Source organism: Eudoraea sp., assembly GCF_049669105.1.
In the GTDB taxonomy this organism is placed as follows: domain Bacteria; phylum Bacteroidota; class Bacteroidia; order Flavobacteriales; family Flavobacteriaceae; genus Eudoraea.
Genome location: NZ_JBATKE010000207.1, coordinates 1 through 13,830, shown reverse-complemented (window position 1 = coordinate 13,830; position 13,830 = coordinate 1). Strand labels below are relative to the sequence as shown.

General features: G+C 38.4%; 14 protein-coding genes. 4 read left to right on the top strand and 10 right to left on the bottom strand.

Annotated elements, in window-relative coordinates; translation table 11 throughout:
• Positions 1-66 precede the first annotated feature (66 nt).
• The 5 genes from WBM60_RS15765 to WBM60_RS15745 form a co-directional block, all read right to left on the bottom strand.
• On the bottom strand, positions 67-2,223 hold the full coding sequence (locus tag WBM60_RS15765) for a prolyl oligopeptidase family serine peptidase (RefSeq protein ID WP_424259585.1): 2,157 nt from the start codon (positions 2,221-2,223) through the stop codon (positions 67-69).
• An 89-nt stretch (positions 2,224-2,312) separates the two neighbouring features.
• Complete coding sequence (locus WBM60_RS15760) at positions 2,313-3,302, bottom strand: aspartate-semialdehyde dehydrogenase (protein WP_424277384.1); 990 nt, start codon at positions 3,300-3,302, stop codon at positions 2,313-2,315.
• Positions 3,303-3,507: 205 nt separating this feature from the next.
• The gene (gene mscL / locus WBM60_RS15755; protein WP_424262797.1) at positions 3,508-3,909 is read right to left on the bottom strand and encodes a large conductance mechanosensitive channel protein MscL; all 402 of its coding nucleotides are present in this window, start codon (positions 3,907-3,909) and stop codon (positions 3,508-3,510) included.
• An 83-nt stretch (positions 3,910-3,992) separates the two neighbouring features.
• A complete protein-coding gene (alr, locus tag WBM60_RS15750; RefSeq protein ID WP_424277383.1) occupies positions 3,993-5,102 on the bottom strand; it encodes an alanine racemase in 1,110 nt (369 codons plus the stop codon).
• A complete protein-coding gene (locus WBM60_RS15745; protein WP_424262793.1) occupies positions 5,095-5,739 on the bottom strand; it encodes a thymidine kinase in 645 nt (214 codons plus the stop codon). Before WBM60_RS15745 ends, alr begins: the two co-directional genes overlap by 8 nt.
• A 106-nt stretch (positions 5,740-5,845) precedes the next feature.
• Between WBM60_RS15745 and WBM60_RS15740 the strand changes: the two genes are divergently transcribed.
• Both WBM60_RS15740 and rsmI read left to right on the top strand, forming a co-directional pair.
• Positions 5,846-6,541 carry a hypothetical protein gene (locus WBM60_RS15740; RefSeq protein ID WP_424262791.1) on the top strand — a complete coding sequence of 232 codons (696 nt, stop codon included), beginning with the start codon at positions 5,846-5,848 and terminating at the stop codon, positions 6,539-6,541.
• A gap of 81 nt (positions 6,542-6,622) precedes the next feature.
• A complete protein-coding gene (gene rsmI / locus WBM60_RS15735; RefSeq protein WP_424262789.1) occupies positions 6,623-7,300 on the top strand; it encodes a 16S rRNA (cytidine(1402)-2'-O)-methyltransferase in 678 nt (225 codons plus the stop codon).
• A gap of 59 nt (positions 7,301-7,359) precedes the next feature.
• Here rsmI and WBM60_RS15730 read toward each other — a convergent pair whose 3' ends face one another.
• Positions 7,360-7,950 carry a carboxymuconolactone decarboxylase family protein gene (locus WBM60_RS15730; protein ID WP_424262787.1) on the bottom strand — a complete coding sequence of 197 codons (591 nt, stop codon included), beginning with the start codon at positions 7,948-7,950 and terminating at the stop codon, positions 7,360-7,362.
• Between the two features lie 39 nt (positions 7,951-7,989).
• Here WBM60_RS15730 and WBM60_RS15725 point away from each other — a divergent pair, with 39 nt between their 5' ends.
• The gene (locus WBM60_RS15725; RefSeq protein ID WP_424262785.1) at positions 7,990-8,418 is read left to right on the top strand and encodes an OsmC family protein; all 429 of its coding nucleotides are present in this window, start codon (positions 7,990-7,992) and stop codon (positions 8,416-8,418) included.
• Positions 8,419-8,531: 113 nt separating this feature from the next.
• Positions 8,532-10,220 (top strand): single-stranded-DNA-specific exonuclease RecJ, encoded by a 1,689-nt coding sequence (recJ, locus tag WBM60_RS15720; RefSeq protein WP_424283312.1) that lies wholly within the window; start codon positions 8,532-8,534, stop codon positions 10,218-10,220.
• 6 nt (positions 10,221-10,226) lie between these two features.
• On the opposite strand, the gene WBM60_RS15715 is transcribed toward recJ, so the two are convergent.
• The 4 genes from WBM60_RS15715 to WBM60_RS15700 form a co-directional block, all read right to left on the bottom strand.
• Positions 10,227-10,994, bottom strand: coding sequence for a UDP-2,3-diacylglucosamine diphosphatase (locus WBM60_RS15715; RefSeq protein WP_424262781.1), 768 nt, complete (start codon positions 10,992-10,994; stop codon positions 10,227-10,229).
• A 25-nt stretch (positions 10,995-11,019) separates the two neighbouring features.
• The gene (locus tag WBM60_RS15710) at positions 11,020-11,469 is read right to left on the bottom strand and encodes a 6-pyruvoyl trahydropterin synthase family protein (protein WP_299158853.1); all 450 of its coding nucleotides are present in this window, start codon (positions 11,467-11,469) and stop codon (positions 11,020-11,022) included.
• A 201-nt stretch (positions 11,470-11,670) separates the two neighbouring features.
• A complete protein-coding gene (locus WBM60_RS15705) occupies positions 11,671-12,438 on the bottom strand; it encodes an enoyl-CoA hydratase/isomerase family protein (protein WP_424279083.1) in 768 nt (255 codons plus the stop codon).
• 20 nt (positions 12,439-12,458) lie between these two features.
• The gene (locus WBM60_RS15700) at positions 12,459-13,793 is read right to left on the bottom strand and encodes an MATE family efflux transporter (protein ID WP_424283311.1); all 1,335 of its coding nucleotides are present in this window, start codon (positions 13,791-13,793) and stop codon (positions 12,459-12,461) included.
• Positions 13,794-13,830: the final 37 nt, after the last annotated feature.

Here is a 13,830-nt window from a genome sequence, read left to right as displayed (position 1 = left end):
TCTTAAACGACTTCTAATAAAAAATCCGTTTCTACAGAAACGGATTTTGTTCTGAATTATTGATAGTTACTCTTTAAATTCCTTTATCACAGCCTTATTTGGCAACTCCTTATAGTTCATATTGTAAAGGGTAAATGCAAAAATATCGGCATATTGTTCAATTGTTTTACTAACAGGAGTCCCTGCTCCATGTCCGGCGTTAGTTTCAATACGAATAAGAGTAGGGTTAGGACCTGACTGCTTCTCCTGAAGTTCTGCCGCAAATTTAAAACTATGGGCAGGCACAACACGGTCGTCATGATCTCCTGTTGTAATCAAGGTGGCAGGATATTCTACTCCTTCTTTTACATTGTGAACGGGCGAATAAGCTTTCAGGTACTGAAACATTTCTTCACTATCCGCAGAAGTGCCATAATCATAATGCCATCCTGCTCCTGAAGTGAAGGTGTGATAACGTAGCATGTCCAAAACGCCTACGGCAGGTAGCGCTACTTTCATAAGATCGGGTCTTTGGGTCATGGTAGCCCCTACTAAAAGACCGCCATTAGAACCCCCTCTGATTGCCAGGTTTTCGGATGAGGTATATTTATTCTCTATAAGATACTCCGCAGCAGCTATAAAGTCGTCGAACACATTTTGCTTTTTGGTTTTTATACCCGATTCGTGCCATTTTTTCCCATATTCTCCACCTCCTCGCAAATTAGGTACAGCATAAACACCTCCTTGTTCCATCCAAACGGCATTCACAATACTGAAAGAAGGGGTAAGACTTATATTGAACCCGCCATAACCATAAAGAATAGTGGGGTTTTTAGAATTAAGAATTAGTCCTTTTTTATATGTAATAATCATTGGGATTTTTGTTCCATCTTTAGAAGTATAAAATACTTGCTTGGACTCATAGTCATCCGGATTAAAATCAATTTGCGGTTTCCAGTATGGGACATAATTACCCGTTTCCACATTGTATTTATATGATGAACTTGGAGTATTGTAATTGGTAAATGAAAAGTAGAATTCTTTTTCTTCTTTTTTACCTCCAAAGCCATTTGCACTTCCTATACCAGGAAGCTTTATTTCACGGATTAGCTTGCCATCATAATCATACTGAAATACTTTGGAGATAGCGTCTATCATATATTCTGCAAAAAAGTAACCCCCACCGGTATTTGGACTAAGAACATGCTCTGTTTCAGGAATAAAATCTTCCCAGTTTTCCGGGCCTGGGCCTGAAGCGTCTACAGTGATGATCTTCTTATTTGGCGCATCTAAATTCGTAACTAGGTAAAGCTTTGATCCTACATTTTCAATGACATCGGTATCTGAATCTTCATGGTCTAATATTGTGATCAGTTTACTACCCGGCTTTCTCAGATCTTTTAAATAAAGCTTATTGCCTGCGGTAGAATTTGCAGCTGAAATAAGTAGATAATTATTATCCTCAGTCACACTTCCACCTATATACCTGTGTTTTTCTTCAGGAATACCTCCAAAAATTAGTGCATCAGCACTTTGAGGGGTACCCAGCTTATGGTAATACAGTTTATGTTGGTCTGTCTTAGCAGAGAGTTCACTGCCTTCGGGTTTATCGTAACTTGAATAATACAACCCTTCATTACCATACCAGGACAGGCCGCTAAATTTAACATCAATGAGGGTGTCTTCAACAATAGTCTTCCCTTCAGTTTCTATTACAACTACCTTCCTCCAGTCACTTCCTCCCTCGGAAATGGAGTATGCTGCCATAGAACCATCTTTAGTAAAACTCAACCCCATTAATGAAGTAGTTCCATCTTCCGAAAAACTATTTGGATCTAAAAACACTTCGGCTTCCTGATTCTCTTTTTGACGATATAATACAAATTGGTTTTGTAGACCATCATTCTTATAAAAATAGGTATAATCACCCTCCTTGAAGGGGGAACTAATTTTCTCATAGTTCCATAGTTGCTCTAATCTGTTCTTCAGATCTTTCCTGAACGGTATTTTTTCCAAATAGTCAAAAGTGACAGCGTTTTCTGCTTTAACCCATGTTTCCGTTTCTTCACTCCGGTCATCTTCTAACCAGCGATACGGATCGTTAACTTTAGTTCCAAAATAGTTTTCAACGGTATCTGCTTTTTTAGTCATCGGATAATTCACGGCAATGCCATCTTTTTGTTCTGAATTCTTGCAAGAAAAATTAATTAAAATAAGAAGTAAAATAATTCCAGTATTTTTCATAATAAAATTTTTAAGGACCAAAAATACCATAAAAAAACCTTTTAGTACGAATGCACCAAAAGGTTTTAACAGTTTTTATAATAGAGCCGTCAAATAAGTTTTTTGTGCAACAGGTATTCCGCTATTTGAATGGCATTGGTAGCAGCACCTTTTCTGAGATTATCAGCAACTATCCACATATTTAGGGTGTTTGGCTGTGTTTCATCTCTTCGTATTCGTCCCACAAAAACATCGTCTTTGTTATGGGCATAAACCGGCATTGGATAAGTGTTGGTATCCGGATTGTCCTGCACAACAACTCCCGGGGTATTGCTTAGAATTTTTCTTACTTCATTTAGTTCAAAGTCAGATTCAAATTCAACGTTAACGGATTCAGAATGACCTCCTGCGGTAGGAATGCGTACGGCGGTTGCTGAAATTGAAAATGTGCGGTCGTCAAGTATCTTCTGTGGCTCCCTGGCCAATTTCATTTCTTCTTTCGTATACCCATTTTCCATAAAAACGTCACAATGGGGCAGGGCATTCCTGTTGATAGGATATGGATATGCCATTTCACCTTGTATTCCCGCCATTTCATTCTCCAACTGTTTAACAGCTTTCACCCCTGTTCCCGAAACGGATTGATAGGTTGAAACTACCACCCGTTTCATTTGATATCTGGCATGCAAGGGCGCCAGTACCATAACAAGTTGAATAGTAGAACAATTGGGATTTGCAATTATTTTATCTTCTTTGGTTAATTTATTTGCGTTGATTTCCGGGACGACCAATTTTTTTTCAGGATCCATTCTCCATGCAGACGAATTATCAATTACCGTGGTGCCGGCCGCCGCAAATTTTGGCGCCCATGTTAGTGATGTATCTCCTCCGGCTGAAAAAATAGCCAGATCCGGACGAGCAGCTACGGCATCAGCAAGGCCTATTACGCTGATAGATTGCCCGTTATAAGATATTTTTTTACCTACAGATCGCTCAGAGGCGACCAAAAATAGTTCAGTTATTGGAAAACTCCGTTCTTTGAGCACTTTTAGCATTACTTCGCCAACCATTCCGGTTGCGCCAACTACAGCTACCTTCATGTTTTATTGTTTAGGACCCAAAGGTATTGCAACCAATGTTGATGAACAAGACTTTTTGTTTCATTTATAAAAATATAACAAATTGTTATAATTAGAACAAATATAAAAAAATAACCACCAATTCAGTTTGAGAAAACGAATTGGTGGCTTTTAAGTTAGTTTAGTAATGTAGCGGTATCTCCCGGAAAGGAAGTTTTATTTCTGACTATTTTTTCAATAAATCTCTTATTTGTGTTAATAGTTCTTCCTGACTTGGACCCGCAGGAGCAGCCGGTGCAGGTGGCGTTTTTGTTTTGTTATAAGCCTTAACAATAATAAACATTACAAATCCTACAACAAGTAAATTAACAATAGTATTTACCCATGCTCCCCAGCGAACAGCATTTTCTGCTACATAGCCAGCTTCTCCTTCAGTCCCGGAAGCCTCTGTGAGGACATATTTTAAATTGGCAAAATCTACACCTCCTGCAAATTCACCTACAATTGGCATAATAATGTCGGCTACAAAGCCATTAATAACAAGCCCCATGGCTCCGGCCATAATTACAGCAACTGCAAAATCAATTACATTGCCGGTCATAATAAAACTCTTAAATTCTTTTAACATGTTATTTGTTTTAAATGGTTAGATAATAAATGCGATCACAAGATAATCAAAATAGCATTCGTAACAATATGTCAATTAGTTAATTAGGTTCCTGTAATTACCCTTTTAACCCTTTGAGAAATACCGCTTAGAAGTTCATAGGAAATTGTGTTTGCTCCTGCTGCAAAAGTCTCTGCGGAATGCCCTTTTCCAAAGACAACAACTTCATCACCTTCCTTGCATTCAATGCCCGTTATATCTATCATGATCATATCCATACAAACATTTCCAATAATGGGCGCCTCCTTACCATTCACTAAAACTGAAGCTTTTCCATTACCATATTGTCTGCCAATTCCATCCGCGTGCCCAAGAGGCAGGGTTGCAGTTTTTTTGTATTCCTCAGCAGTAAAAGCCCTATTGTAACCTACGCTTTCATTTGGTTTTATATGGTGTATCTGGGAGATTATTGTTTTTAATGTTGCCACAGGCCGCAACTTATCATCATACCTGGCTTCATTTCCATAGCCATAAAGGCCAATCCCACTTCTAACCATTTGGAATTGTGCTTCAGGGTAATTGAATATCCCGGAGGTATTAAGAATATGCATAAATGGACTAATTCTTAATTTAGAAGAAAATTCCTTAGCAATCTTATCAAAGGATCTGATTTGATTTTTGCTGAATTCTTCTTCAGATTTGTCTTCAGAGGCAGCCAAATGAGAAAAAATTGATTTTATTTTCAATTCATCCCTGTCTTTAAGCTCATCGGCAATATAATCAATATCATTTTCCCAAAATCCAAGCCTGTTAAGGCCTGTGTTGAATTTTAAGTGGACAGGATAAGCCTTTTGCTTTTGTGCTTTTGAAGCCTTGATGAATTCTCGGAGCACTCTGGGGGAATATAGACTGGGTTCCAGGCAATATTTTATAACCATTGAATAATTACAAGGCTGTGCATGCAATACAAGTATAGGGGTTTTAATCCCTGCCTCCCTTAAAACCTTCCCTTCATGGGCATAAGCCACCGCTAAATAATCTACCCCAAGTTTCTCCAGTTTTTTTGCGATGATCACAGAATCACTACCATAGCCAAAAGCCTTTACCACGGCTAGAAACATGGTTGAAGTATGTATTTTGGTTCTTATATAATTGTAATTATGTTCTAAAGCTACAAGATCCAACTCCAATGTAGTCTCTCTAACTCTAGGCATTGGTATCTTTTTTACCCTGTTTTATCTCCTCGGCTTCTACCTTCATTTTATTAATTTTTTCTTTAAGCATAGCTTTGTAAAATGCCGCCCGACTTAAAGGTTCGTACTCTTCGGTTTCGCCCAGTAGCACCAATTTATCATTATTAGATTTTCTAAAACTATAGTTGGCAAGATTGCCGGTACGCGTGCAAATGGCATGGACTTTGGTTACGTATTCCGCAGTAGCCATTAAAGCAGGCATTGGTCCGAAAGGATTACCTTTAAAATCCATATCGAGTCCGGCAACAACAACACGTATTCCCATATTTGCCAGATCATTGCATACAGTCACAATTTCATCATCAAAGAACTGAGCTTCATCTATTCCCACTACATCACAGTTATCTGCCAGAAGGCGGATATTTGCCGCTGCTGGGACAGGCGTGGAACGAATTTCATTTTCATCATGAGAGACTACCTTCTCTTCATGATATCTGGTGTCTACAATTGGCTTAAATATTTCTACCTTTTGTTTTGCAAACTGGGCTCTTTTAAGCCTGCGAATCAGTTCTTCCGTTTTCCCGGAAAACATTGAGCCAGAGATAACCTCTATCCAACCGAATTGTTCCTTATGATTAACAGTGTTTTCGAGAAACATTTTGTAATTTTAAACCAAAGTAAGGGGTTTATTCCCTTATTTGTGAAACGAAATATAAAAGTATTAAAAAAGATAGACCTTTACTGTTTAGTCTAAACAAAAAGAAATGAAGCGAAAACTAAAAGAGGAATTAATTAAGATGTCCACAGATATAATTACCTCCAGGGGTCTTACAGAGATGGAGATACCTGAATTATATGAAGCCGCGAGAACTTTATACGAAAAATTGGCCGTTCTTAAGTTCATTGATGAAAAACTCAACGATATTGAAATAGACGTATCCAAAAATGTTCTGGCATCCAGGTTTGAAAAAATGGCGAATGCCGTTTTGAATGAAAGTAAACTGGTTCCTGAAAATAATCCCCACGAAGAAGATATTATTACTCAGGGTATTGATACCATAAAAGGCATGGTATCTGAAATGCCAAACAGTGAGGATAATGACAGGTTATTTGCAGAATTTGTGGCAAAACCTGAAACCGCTAAGGCTGAGAATAACAAAGCCACGGCAAATATTTCTCAGGAAATAAAAGAAGTTTCTAAGCCAAAATCATTGAATGATAAACTCACAAATAAGCAAATAACGGTGGGTTTAAATGATAGGCTTGCTTTTGTTAAACACCTTTTTAATGATAGTACAGAAGACTTCAACAGGGTAATTTCCCAACTGAACTCCATTGATTCTCATGAACGTTCTATGGCCTTCATTGATAATATGGTTAAACCAGATTACAATCAATGGGCTGGAAAGGAAGAATATGAAACCAGGTTTCTTGCTCTTATAGAGCGTAGATTCTCATAATTTCTATTACCGGATTTACTGCGATTATAAGAAATGTATATTGCTCATACTTCTTCAAAAAGAAGGTAAGATCTTAAAACAGTGCTGACAGGCAAGTTATTTATTGTTCCAACTCCTATTGGAAATTTGGAGGATATTACCTTAAGAGCAATTAAAGTTCTTAAGGAAGTAAACCTAATATTGGCTGAAGATACCCGCACAAGCAATAAACTTTTAAAACACTATAACATAAATACCCCAATGCAGAGCCATCATATGCATAATGAGCATAAAACGGTAGATGGTATTGTTCGAAAACTTAAAAGTGGAGAGCAAATTGCACTAATTTCTGACGCAGGTACTCCCGCTATTTCCGATCCGGGGTTTTTACTTAGTCGGGCCTGTATTGAACAGGGAATAGAAATTGAATGCCTTCCGGGAGCAACTGCTTTTGTTCCTGCACTTGTAAATAGCGGACTTCCCAACGATCGCTTTGCGTTTGAAGGCTTCCTGCCAATAAAAAAAGGCAGACAAACCAGATTAACTGATCTGGCGGAAGAAACCCGAACTATGGTTTTCTATGAATCTCCACATAAGCTTCTAAAGACTTTATCACAATTTGTAAGCTGTTTTGGCCCGGAACGACGAATATCTGTTTCCAGGGAACTTACTAAAATGTATGAAGAAACCATTAGAGGTACTACTTCAGAAGTATTAGCGCATTTTGAAAGCAAACCAACAAAAGGAGAATTTGTAATCGTGGTTGCAGGAAAAAAATAATTATTTTCATTCTGAAATCCGGACGAAAAGATGATCAACTTTCGTTTTAATACAGCAATTTATATATGTTTCCCCTTTTCCCATCCATATTTACCCAAATAGAGTTCTCCACTTTCTACAGCTCCATCCTCAATAGTGGTCCCCATAGAATCGTTCCAACGGTTTAGGTAACCAAAAAGAGAAATTACGCCCAACATTTCAACAATCTCACCTTCATTCCAATACTTGTATAATTGCTCTTTGATTTTTTCATCCACAGCATTTGGAACCTGTGAAGCGGCTAAAGAAAAATCGAGAGCAGCACGCTCAGCGTCCGAAAAGGCAGGATGGGTTCTATACTCCCAAATATTATTCAATTGCTCTTGTTCTGCACCATAACGCTCTGCAGCCCTTATTGCATGTGCCTGGCAATAGCGACAACCAGTTGCATTACTGCTGACCCAGGCAATCATCCGCTTAAGAGCAGAAGTTACCTTTCCTTCATTGGCCATAACCGCCTTATTAAGGTTAATAAACGCCTTGGATATTGCAGGTCTATGTTGCATGGTGAGTACAGAATTTGGACAAAACCCAAGGGTCTCATTGAAGAATTCTGCTAATTCTTTAGTTTGAGTATCATGGTTTGGGTCCAGAGGTTGTACAAGTGGCATAGCGGTCGTATTTTTGTACTCCACAAGAAACGAAAAAATATGAGCACAACAAATCAAATTACCACCAAATGGTTAGGGAAGATGGCCTTTGAAAGTAATAATCCATCCGGATTAAATTTTACTATAGATGCTGGTCCTGATGCTGGGGGAGAGGGCAATGGCCTTAAACCCAAAGCGCTTATGCTTTCAGCTTTAGCAGGGTGTTCGGGTCTTGATGTAGCTATGCTTATAAAAAAGATGAAACTTGATGTGGAAAACTTCAGTATAGAGACCATTGCTAATTTAACGGATGAACATCCAAAATACTATGACGCCGTTACCGTAGAATACCACTTTTGGGGAGGCAATCTGGACGAAAAAAAATTACAAAGAGCTGTAGATCTTTCAGTTGAGAAGTATTGTGGGGTAATGGAAATGTTTAGGAAGTTTGCAAAACTTGAAATAAAAACAATATTCCATAAAGATTGACACCCATTCTTGGGGGGGAGCACAGATTCATCTAAAAAGAAATAAAAGAGTTGTTTCTGCATTTTAAATGCACTAATTCGTCTTATATTACAATAGACCTATAACGTGGTACAATGCGCTGGACATTAAAACCAAAACAAGATGATGAGCAAATAAAAGCTTTGGCCGAAATACTCAAAGTAGATCGGCTGATTGCACAATTATTGCTGCAGCGCGGGGTTACTTCTTATGAAGAGGCCAAAAAGTTCTTCAGACCTCAACTCTCTGACCTCCATGACCCATTTCTTATGAAGGATATGGAACTTGCTGTTATACGTATAGAAAATGCAATACTGGCAAATGAAAACATCCTTATTTACGGTGACTATGATGTAGACGGAACTACGGCGGTAGCTTTGCTATCATCATATTTACTCACACTATATCCAAATGTGGCCACTTATATTCCTGACAGATACGCGGAAGGCTATGGGATATCTTATGCCGGAATTGACTTTGCAGAAGACAATGATTTTACTCTTATTATAGCACTGGATTGTGGTATAAAGGCAATAGAAAAGGTATCTTATGCAAATGAAAAAGGAATTGATTTTATCATTTGTGACCATCACAGGCCCGGAAAGAAAATACCAGATGCTGTAGCCGTTTTAGACCCAAAAAGAAGCGATTGCACCTATCCATATGATGAATTATGCGGATGTGGTATTGGTTTTAAACTTATACAGGCACTTAACATTAAGAGAGAGGATAGTTTTGAGAAACTCATTCCATACCTGGATCTGGTAGCAACCGCCATTGGGGCAGATATAGTACCTATAACAGGCGAGAACAGGGTATTGGCTTATTTTGGGTTAGAGGTAATTAATTCAGCTCCAAGAACTGGTTTTAAGGCAATAATTAAAAACCTCCAAAAGGAAAAACTCACCATTACAGATGTCGTTTTTATAATTGCTCCCAGAATAAATGCGGCAGGACGGATGAGACATGGTCAATATGCGGTAAATCTATTAATAGAGCAAAATATGGAGCAGGCTGTTAAATATGCTTCTGAAATCGAAGAATTTAACACCAGCAGGAAGGGGTTGGACCGGGAGATAACAGAGGAAGCCCTTACCATGATTCTCCAGAATAAGGAAGAAGATAGATTTACTTCAGTTGTTTATAAAGACAACTGGCACAAAGGAGTCATTGGTATAGTTGCCTCCAGACTTACTGAAACTTACTATAGGCCAACCTTAGTGTTCACAAAAAGCGGCGATAAACTGGCGGCATCGGCCAGGTCTGTCAAGGGTTTTGACGTTTATAATGCCCTGGAACGATGCTCTGATTCTATTGAGCAATTTGGGGGTCATAAATACGCTGCAGGGCTAACGTTAGTTGAAGAACAGTATGAAAAATTTAAGACGCAATTTGAAAAAGTGGTAGCTGAAACGATAGACCCAAATCTTTTAACCCCGGAGATCACAATTGATGCAAAACTCGATTTAGATAAGATTAGTCCTAAACTCTTGCGTATAATACAACAATTTGCCCCTTTTGGCCCGGGTAATATGACTCCTGTTTTTATCTCAGAAAACCTCCGGGATACCGGCTATGCAAAAGGGGTTGGAGAGGAGAATAGGCATCTTAAACTTGCAGTAACTCAAAATGGTGCTGGTCCGGTTGGGGCCATAGGGTTTAATTTAGGAAATAAACTTCCGGTCGTGCAGAATGGAAAACCATTTAGTGCCGTTTTCTCTTTAGAAGAAAATCACTGGAATGGTATGGTTAACTTACAATTGAAAATCAAGGATTTAAGATAAAGGCATCTACTGTTCAAAAGTTTCCAGTGATAGTTTGGTGCCATCAAATACTCCATAAGTATAATAAGAAATCCAGTCGCCCAGGTTTACGTAAGTAGATTTTTCATCTAATGTTATTTCAAGAGGTAAATGCCTGTGCCCGAACACGAAGTAATCGCAGTGCGTTTCTTTTAGTTTTCTTATCGAATATTGCACGAGCCATTCTTTGTCTTCTCCTAAAAAGTGAATGTCGTCCTCCCCTGATATTAATTTGTTATTTATGGAGAAATATTGTGCTAACTTAACTCCCAGATCAGGGTGTAACCAACGGAAACACCATTGCGCTAACCGATTTGTGAAAAGTTTTTTCATTCGCTTATATCCTTTATCACCAGGCCCCAATCCATCCCCATGACCAATAAAAAATACAGTGCTGTTGATTTTGAATTGTTGAGGTTTATGATAAACGGGAATGTTGAGTTCATTTTCGAAATACCCATTCATCCAGAGATCATGATTCCCGACAAAATAGAATATAGGAATGCCTGAGTCTGTAATTTCTGCAAGCTTACCAAGGGTTCGTGTAAACCCTTTAGGAACAACCGTTTTATATTCAAACCAGAAATCGAATAAATCTCCAAGCAGGAAAATAGCCGCAGCATCCTCCTTCACTTCATCCAACCATGCCACAAATTTCTTTTCCCGGGGAAGACTTTGTTCCCATGTTGGGGCACCTAAATGGTTATCGCTGGCAAAATATACCTTTTTACCTATTGGAACAGAGATGCTTTTCATTTAGTGTAAAGATACATAATGCAGCCTAGTTATCACCGGCATGCCATTCGGCAAAGGCAGTTTCTGTTTCGCGAAGTTTAATGGAATGCAATTGTATTTCTTTAGGTAAGCGGGCTTTAATTTTGCTAGCGAAATCAATTACCATATTTTCACTGGTGGGCTGGTAATCTGCAAGGATTACTTTATGCCCCCTGTCTTTTAATTCTTTTGCCAATTCCATATGAGGCGTATTTTTGTTAAATACCGTAGCATGATCAAAAGGCTCAACAATTTCTTCTTTTACTATTTTTTTTAAGTCACCAAAATCAATGACCATTCCAAGTTTAACATTGGATGTATCCGTAATTGGAATTCCTATTACGGTAACCGAAAGTTTATAACTATGGCCATGTACATTTCTACATTTACCATCGTAGCCATAAAGCGCATGGCCGGTTTCAAAAGTGAATTGTTTGGTAATCCTAATTTTATGCATTCGTTTTAAATCTTCTACAAATGTATAAAATCTTTACAGGGGAGCACAGACTATTTTGTGTGGTAATATTAAGGGAGAGATGCCTATTTTTTAAACTTTCTCCTGTTTCTAATTCTATTAAAAATATATATAGCTACTACCAAAAGAGCCAGCACTGGAAAGAGAAGATCACTATTTAGGAATTCAAAAATTTTCATACTATTATTTCTTAAGACTTTTTAATTTCTCCTTGCTAGCTGGTGAAAGGGCTAATTTACCAGAAATCTCAGCTCGTTTGGTCAATAATTCGCTCCAGGATGTAGTATCTTCCCAAAGAATCTTTTTTATAGCTCTTAAGGCTTCTGGATTATAGGATGCCAAAGATGCCATAAAAAAATCCAACTCCTTGTCCATTTCTTTAATGGAATTAAAAACCTTAGAATATAGTCCTTTTTCCTGAGCCCAATAGGCATTTTTCCATTCGGTAGGTGACAATGCCAATTCGGTAAAACCAGCGATTCCTATTTTACGTTGAACCGCAGGTTCAATCACCAGCGGCGCTATCCCAATAGAAAGTTCAGAAAGCCTTATAGCGGAAGCTTCAGAAGCAAAGACATAGTCACAAGCAGCGATAAGGCCAACTCCGCCACCTACTGCCTTACCCTGTACCCTTCCTATTATTGGTTGTGTACATTCTCGCATAGCATTAATAACATTGGCAAAACCACTAAAAAAAGTTGTCCCTTCGTCTGGGTTGGATATGGCGAGCAATTCATCAAAGGAGGCACCCGCACAAAAAGCCCTTTCTCCTTCTGATCTTAATACTACAACAGAAACTGCCTCATTGGAAGAAATTTTTTTAATTTCATCAGTTAATCGATTTAAAAGTTCTCTGACAAAAGAATTACTTGCGGGATGGCCAAATTCTATAGTAGCAGTCCTATTCTCAATTTTGGTATAAAGACTCCCGTTGGGTCTGTTTGTGCCCATTTGAATTGTTTTTTGTAAAATTAAACCTTTTGTAATAGTGGGCGAAATTTTCTACGGAACTTCCATACGAGGGCACTGCCTCTAATTATCATCCACATGGTAAGTGCAATCCAAATTCCTTGCAGACCAAAACCGAAGACTTTACTTAACGATAACAAAGGAATAAAACCTAAAAAAGTGGCTGTCAACAGGACATTCCTGAGAAATTTCATTTCACCCAAGCCCTTAAACAAGCCATCAAAAACAAAGGCAATAGAATTCATTGGCAACCCCAGGATAAGGATAAAGAAAATGGAGTAGAAGGTCTCCAGAACAATAGGGTCATTTGAAAAAAGGCGTCCCAGCGGTCTGTAGAAGATAAAACCGTTCAACATTAAAAACAAACTCACCATTCCACCATATAGAGCAATTTTTTTGGCTAATTTCCACAAGGTATTGTAATCTTTAGCTCCAAGTAATTTACCCCCCATAATATTACCTGCCGCACCATAACCATCTATAAAAAAGGCAGCAAAAAGCCAAAGATTTATTGCTATAGTATGCGCTCCGATATATCTGTCGCCCAGCGCTGCAGCTTCTCGCACTGCAAGAATAAGCGTAATATTAAGTGCAATCGCACGGATAAAAAGATTGAAACTCATTAGCGCCAGGCGCCCCAACTCCCTATGTATTGGAAATCTTGGGATAAGGCTAATATTGGTTTTTAATCGCAGGAGGACCAATGCCATTATGGCCATAACCCCCTGGGAGAGAAGACTGGCCCAGGCGGCGCCCTCCAGGTTTAAAGCAGGAATTATATCGGATATGCCATAAACCAGAATAAAATCTAAAACGATGTTTAACAGGGCCCCTGTAATAGCTATAAGCATGGGCCAATATGTGTTTTGCAATCCTCTGAAAATTCCCATAACGGCAAATACGAAAAGTGTTAATGGAAACCCCCAAACACGAATGGAATAATAAGTAACACAAAATTCTAATATTTTCCCCGAGGCATTTAATAATTCAAAAATCTCCTCTACAATAAATATGGTAGAAAGCAGCAGCAATACGCTAAGAGTTAAGTTAAAAAAAATGGCCTGCGCCGGTAAATTCTTAACCTCATCTAGCTTGCCTGCACCCAAATATTGAGAGATAATTGCAGATATGGCACTTCGGGTTTGCCCAAGGATCCAAATAAGCATGGATAAAAAGGAACCAACGATCCCAACTGCCGCGAGTGATTCCAGACCATATGTTGGAATATTGCCAACAATAGCAGTATCCGTTATAGATAGTACAGGTTCCGCTATACCGGCTATAGTTGCAGGAATAGCTAAGCTATTTATGGTTTTAAAACTTACAACTGTTTTCAAAAATATAATGGATTACAATACGAGCTCATAGCAATAA

Excerpts from the sequence above, each read along its gene's own strand:
- WBM60_RS15765 (WP_424259585.1), bottom strand. The coding sequence starts at position 2,223 with ATGAAAAATACTGGAATTATTTTACTTCTTATTTTAATTAATTTTTCT.
- WBM60_RS15760 (WP_424277384.1), bottom strand. The coding sequence starts at position 3,302 with ATGAAGGTAGCTGTAGTTGGCGCAACCGGAATGGTTGGCGAAGTAATG.
- mscL (WP_424262797.1), bottom strand. The coding sequence starts at position 3,909 with ATGTTAAAAGAATTTAAGAGTTTTATTATGACCGGCAATGTAATTGAT.
- alr (WP_424277383.1), bottom strand. The coding sequence starts at position 5,102 with ATGCCTAGAGTTAGAGAGACTACATTGGAGTTGGATCTTGTAGCTTTA.
- WBM60_RS15745 (WP_424262793.1), bottom strand. The coding sequence starts at position 5,739 with ATGTTTCTCGAAAACACTGTTAATCATAAGGAACAATTCGGTTGGATA.
- WBM60_RS15740 (WP_424262791.1), top strand. The coding sequence starts at position 5,846 with ATGAAGCGAAAACTAAAAGAGGAATTAATTAAGATGTCCACAGATATA.
- WBM60_RS15730 (WP_424262787.1), bottom strand. The coding sequence starts at position 7,950 with ATGCCACTTGTACAACCTCTGGACCCAAACCATGATACTCAAACTAAA.
- WBM60_RS15725 (WP_424262785.1), top strand. The coding sequence starts at position 7,990 with ATGAGCACAACAAATCAAATTACCACCAAATGGTTAGGGAAGATGGCC.
- recJ (WP_424283312.1), top strand. The coding sequence starts at position 8,532 with ATGCGCTGGACATTAAAACCAAAACAAGATGATGAGCAAATAAAAGCT.
- WBM60_RS15715 (WP_424262781.1), bottom strand. The coding sequence starts at position 10,994 with ATGAAAAGCATCTCTGTTCCAATAGGTAAAAAGGTATATTTTGCCAGC.
- WBM60_RS15710 (WP_299158853.1), bottom strand. The coding sequence starts at position 11,469 with ATGCATAAAATTAGGATTACCAAACAATTCACTTTTGAAACCGGCCAT.
- WBM60_RS15705 (WP_424279083.1), bottom strand. The coding sequence starts at position 12,438 with ATGGGCACAAACAGACCCAACGGGAGTCTTTATACCAAAATTGAGAAT.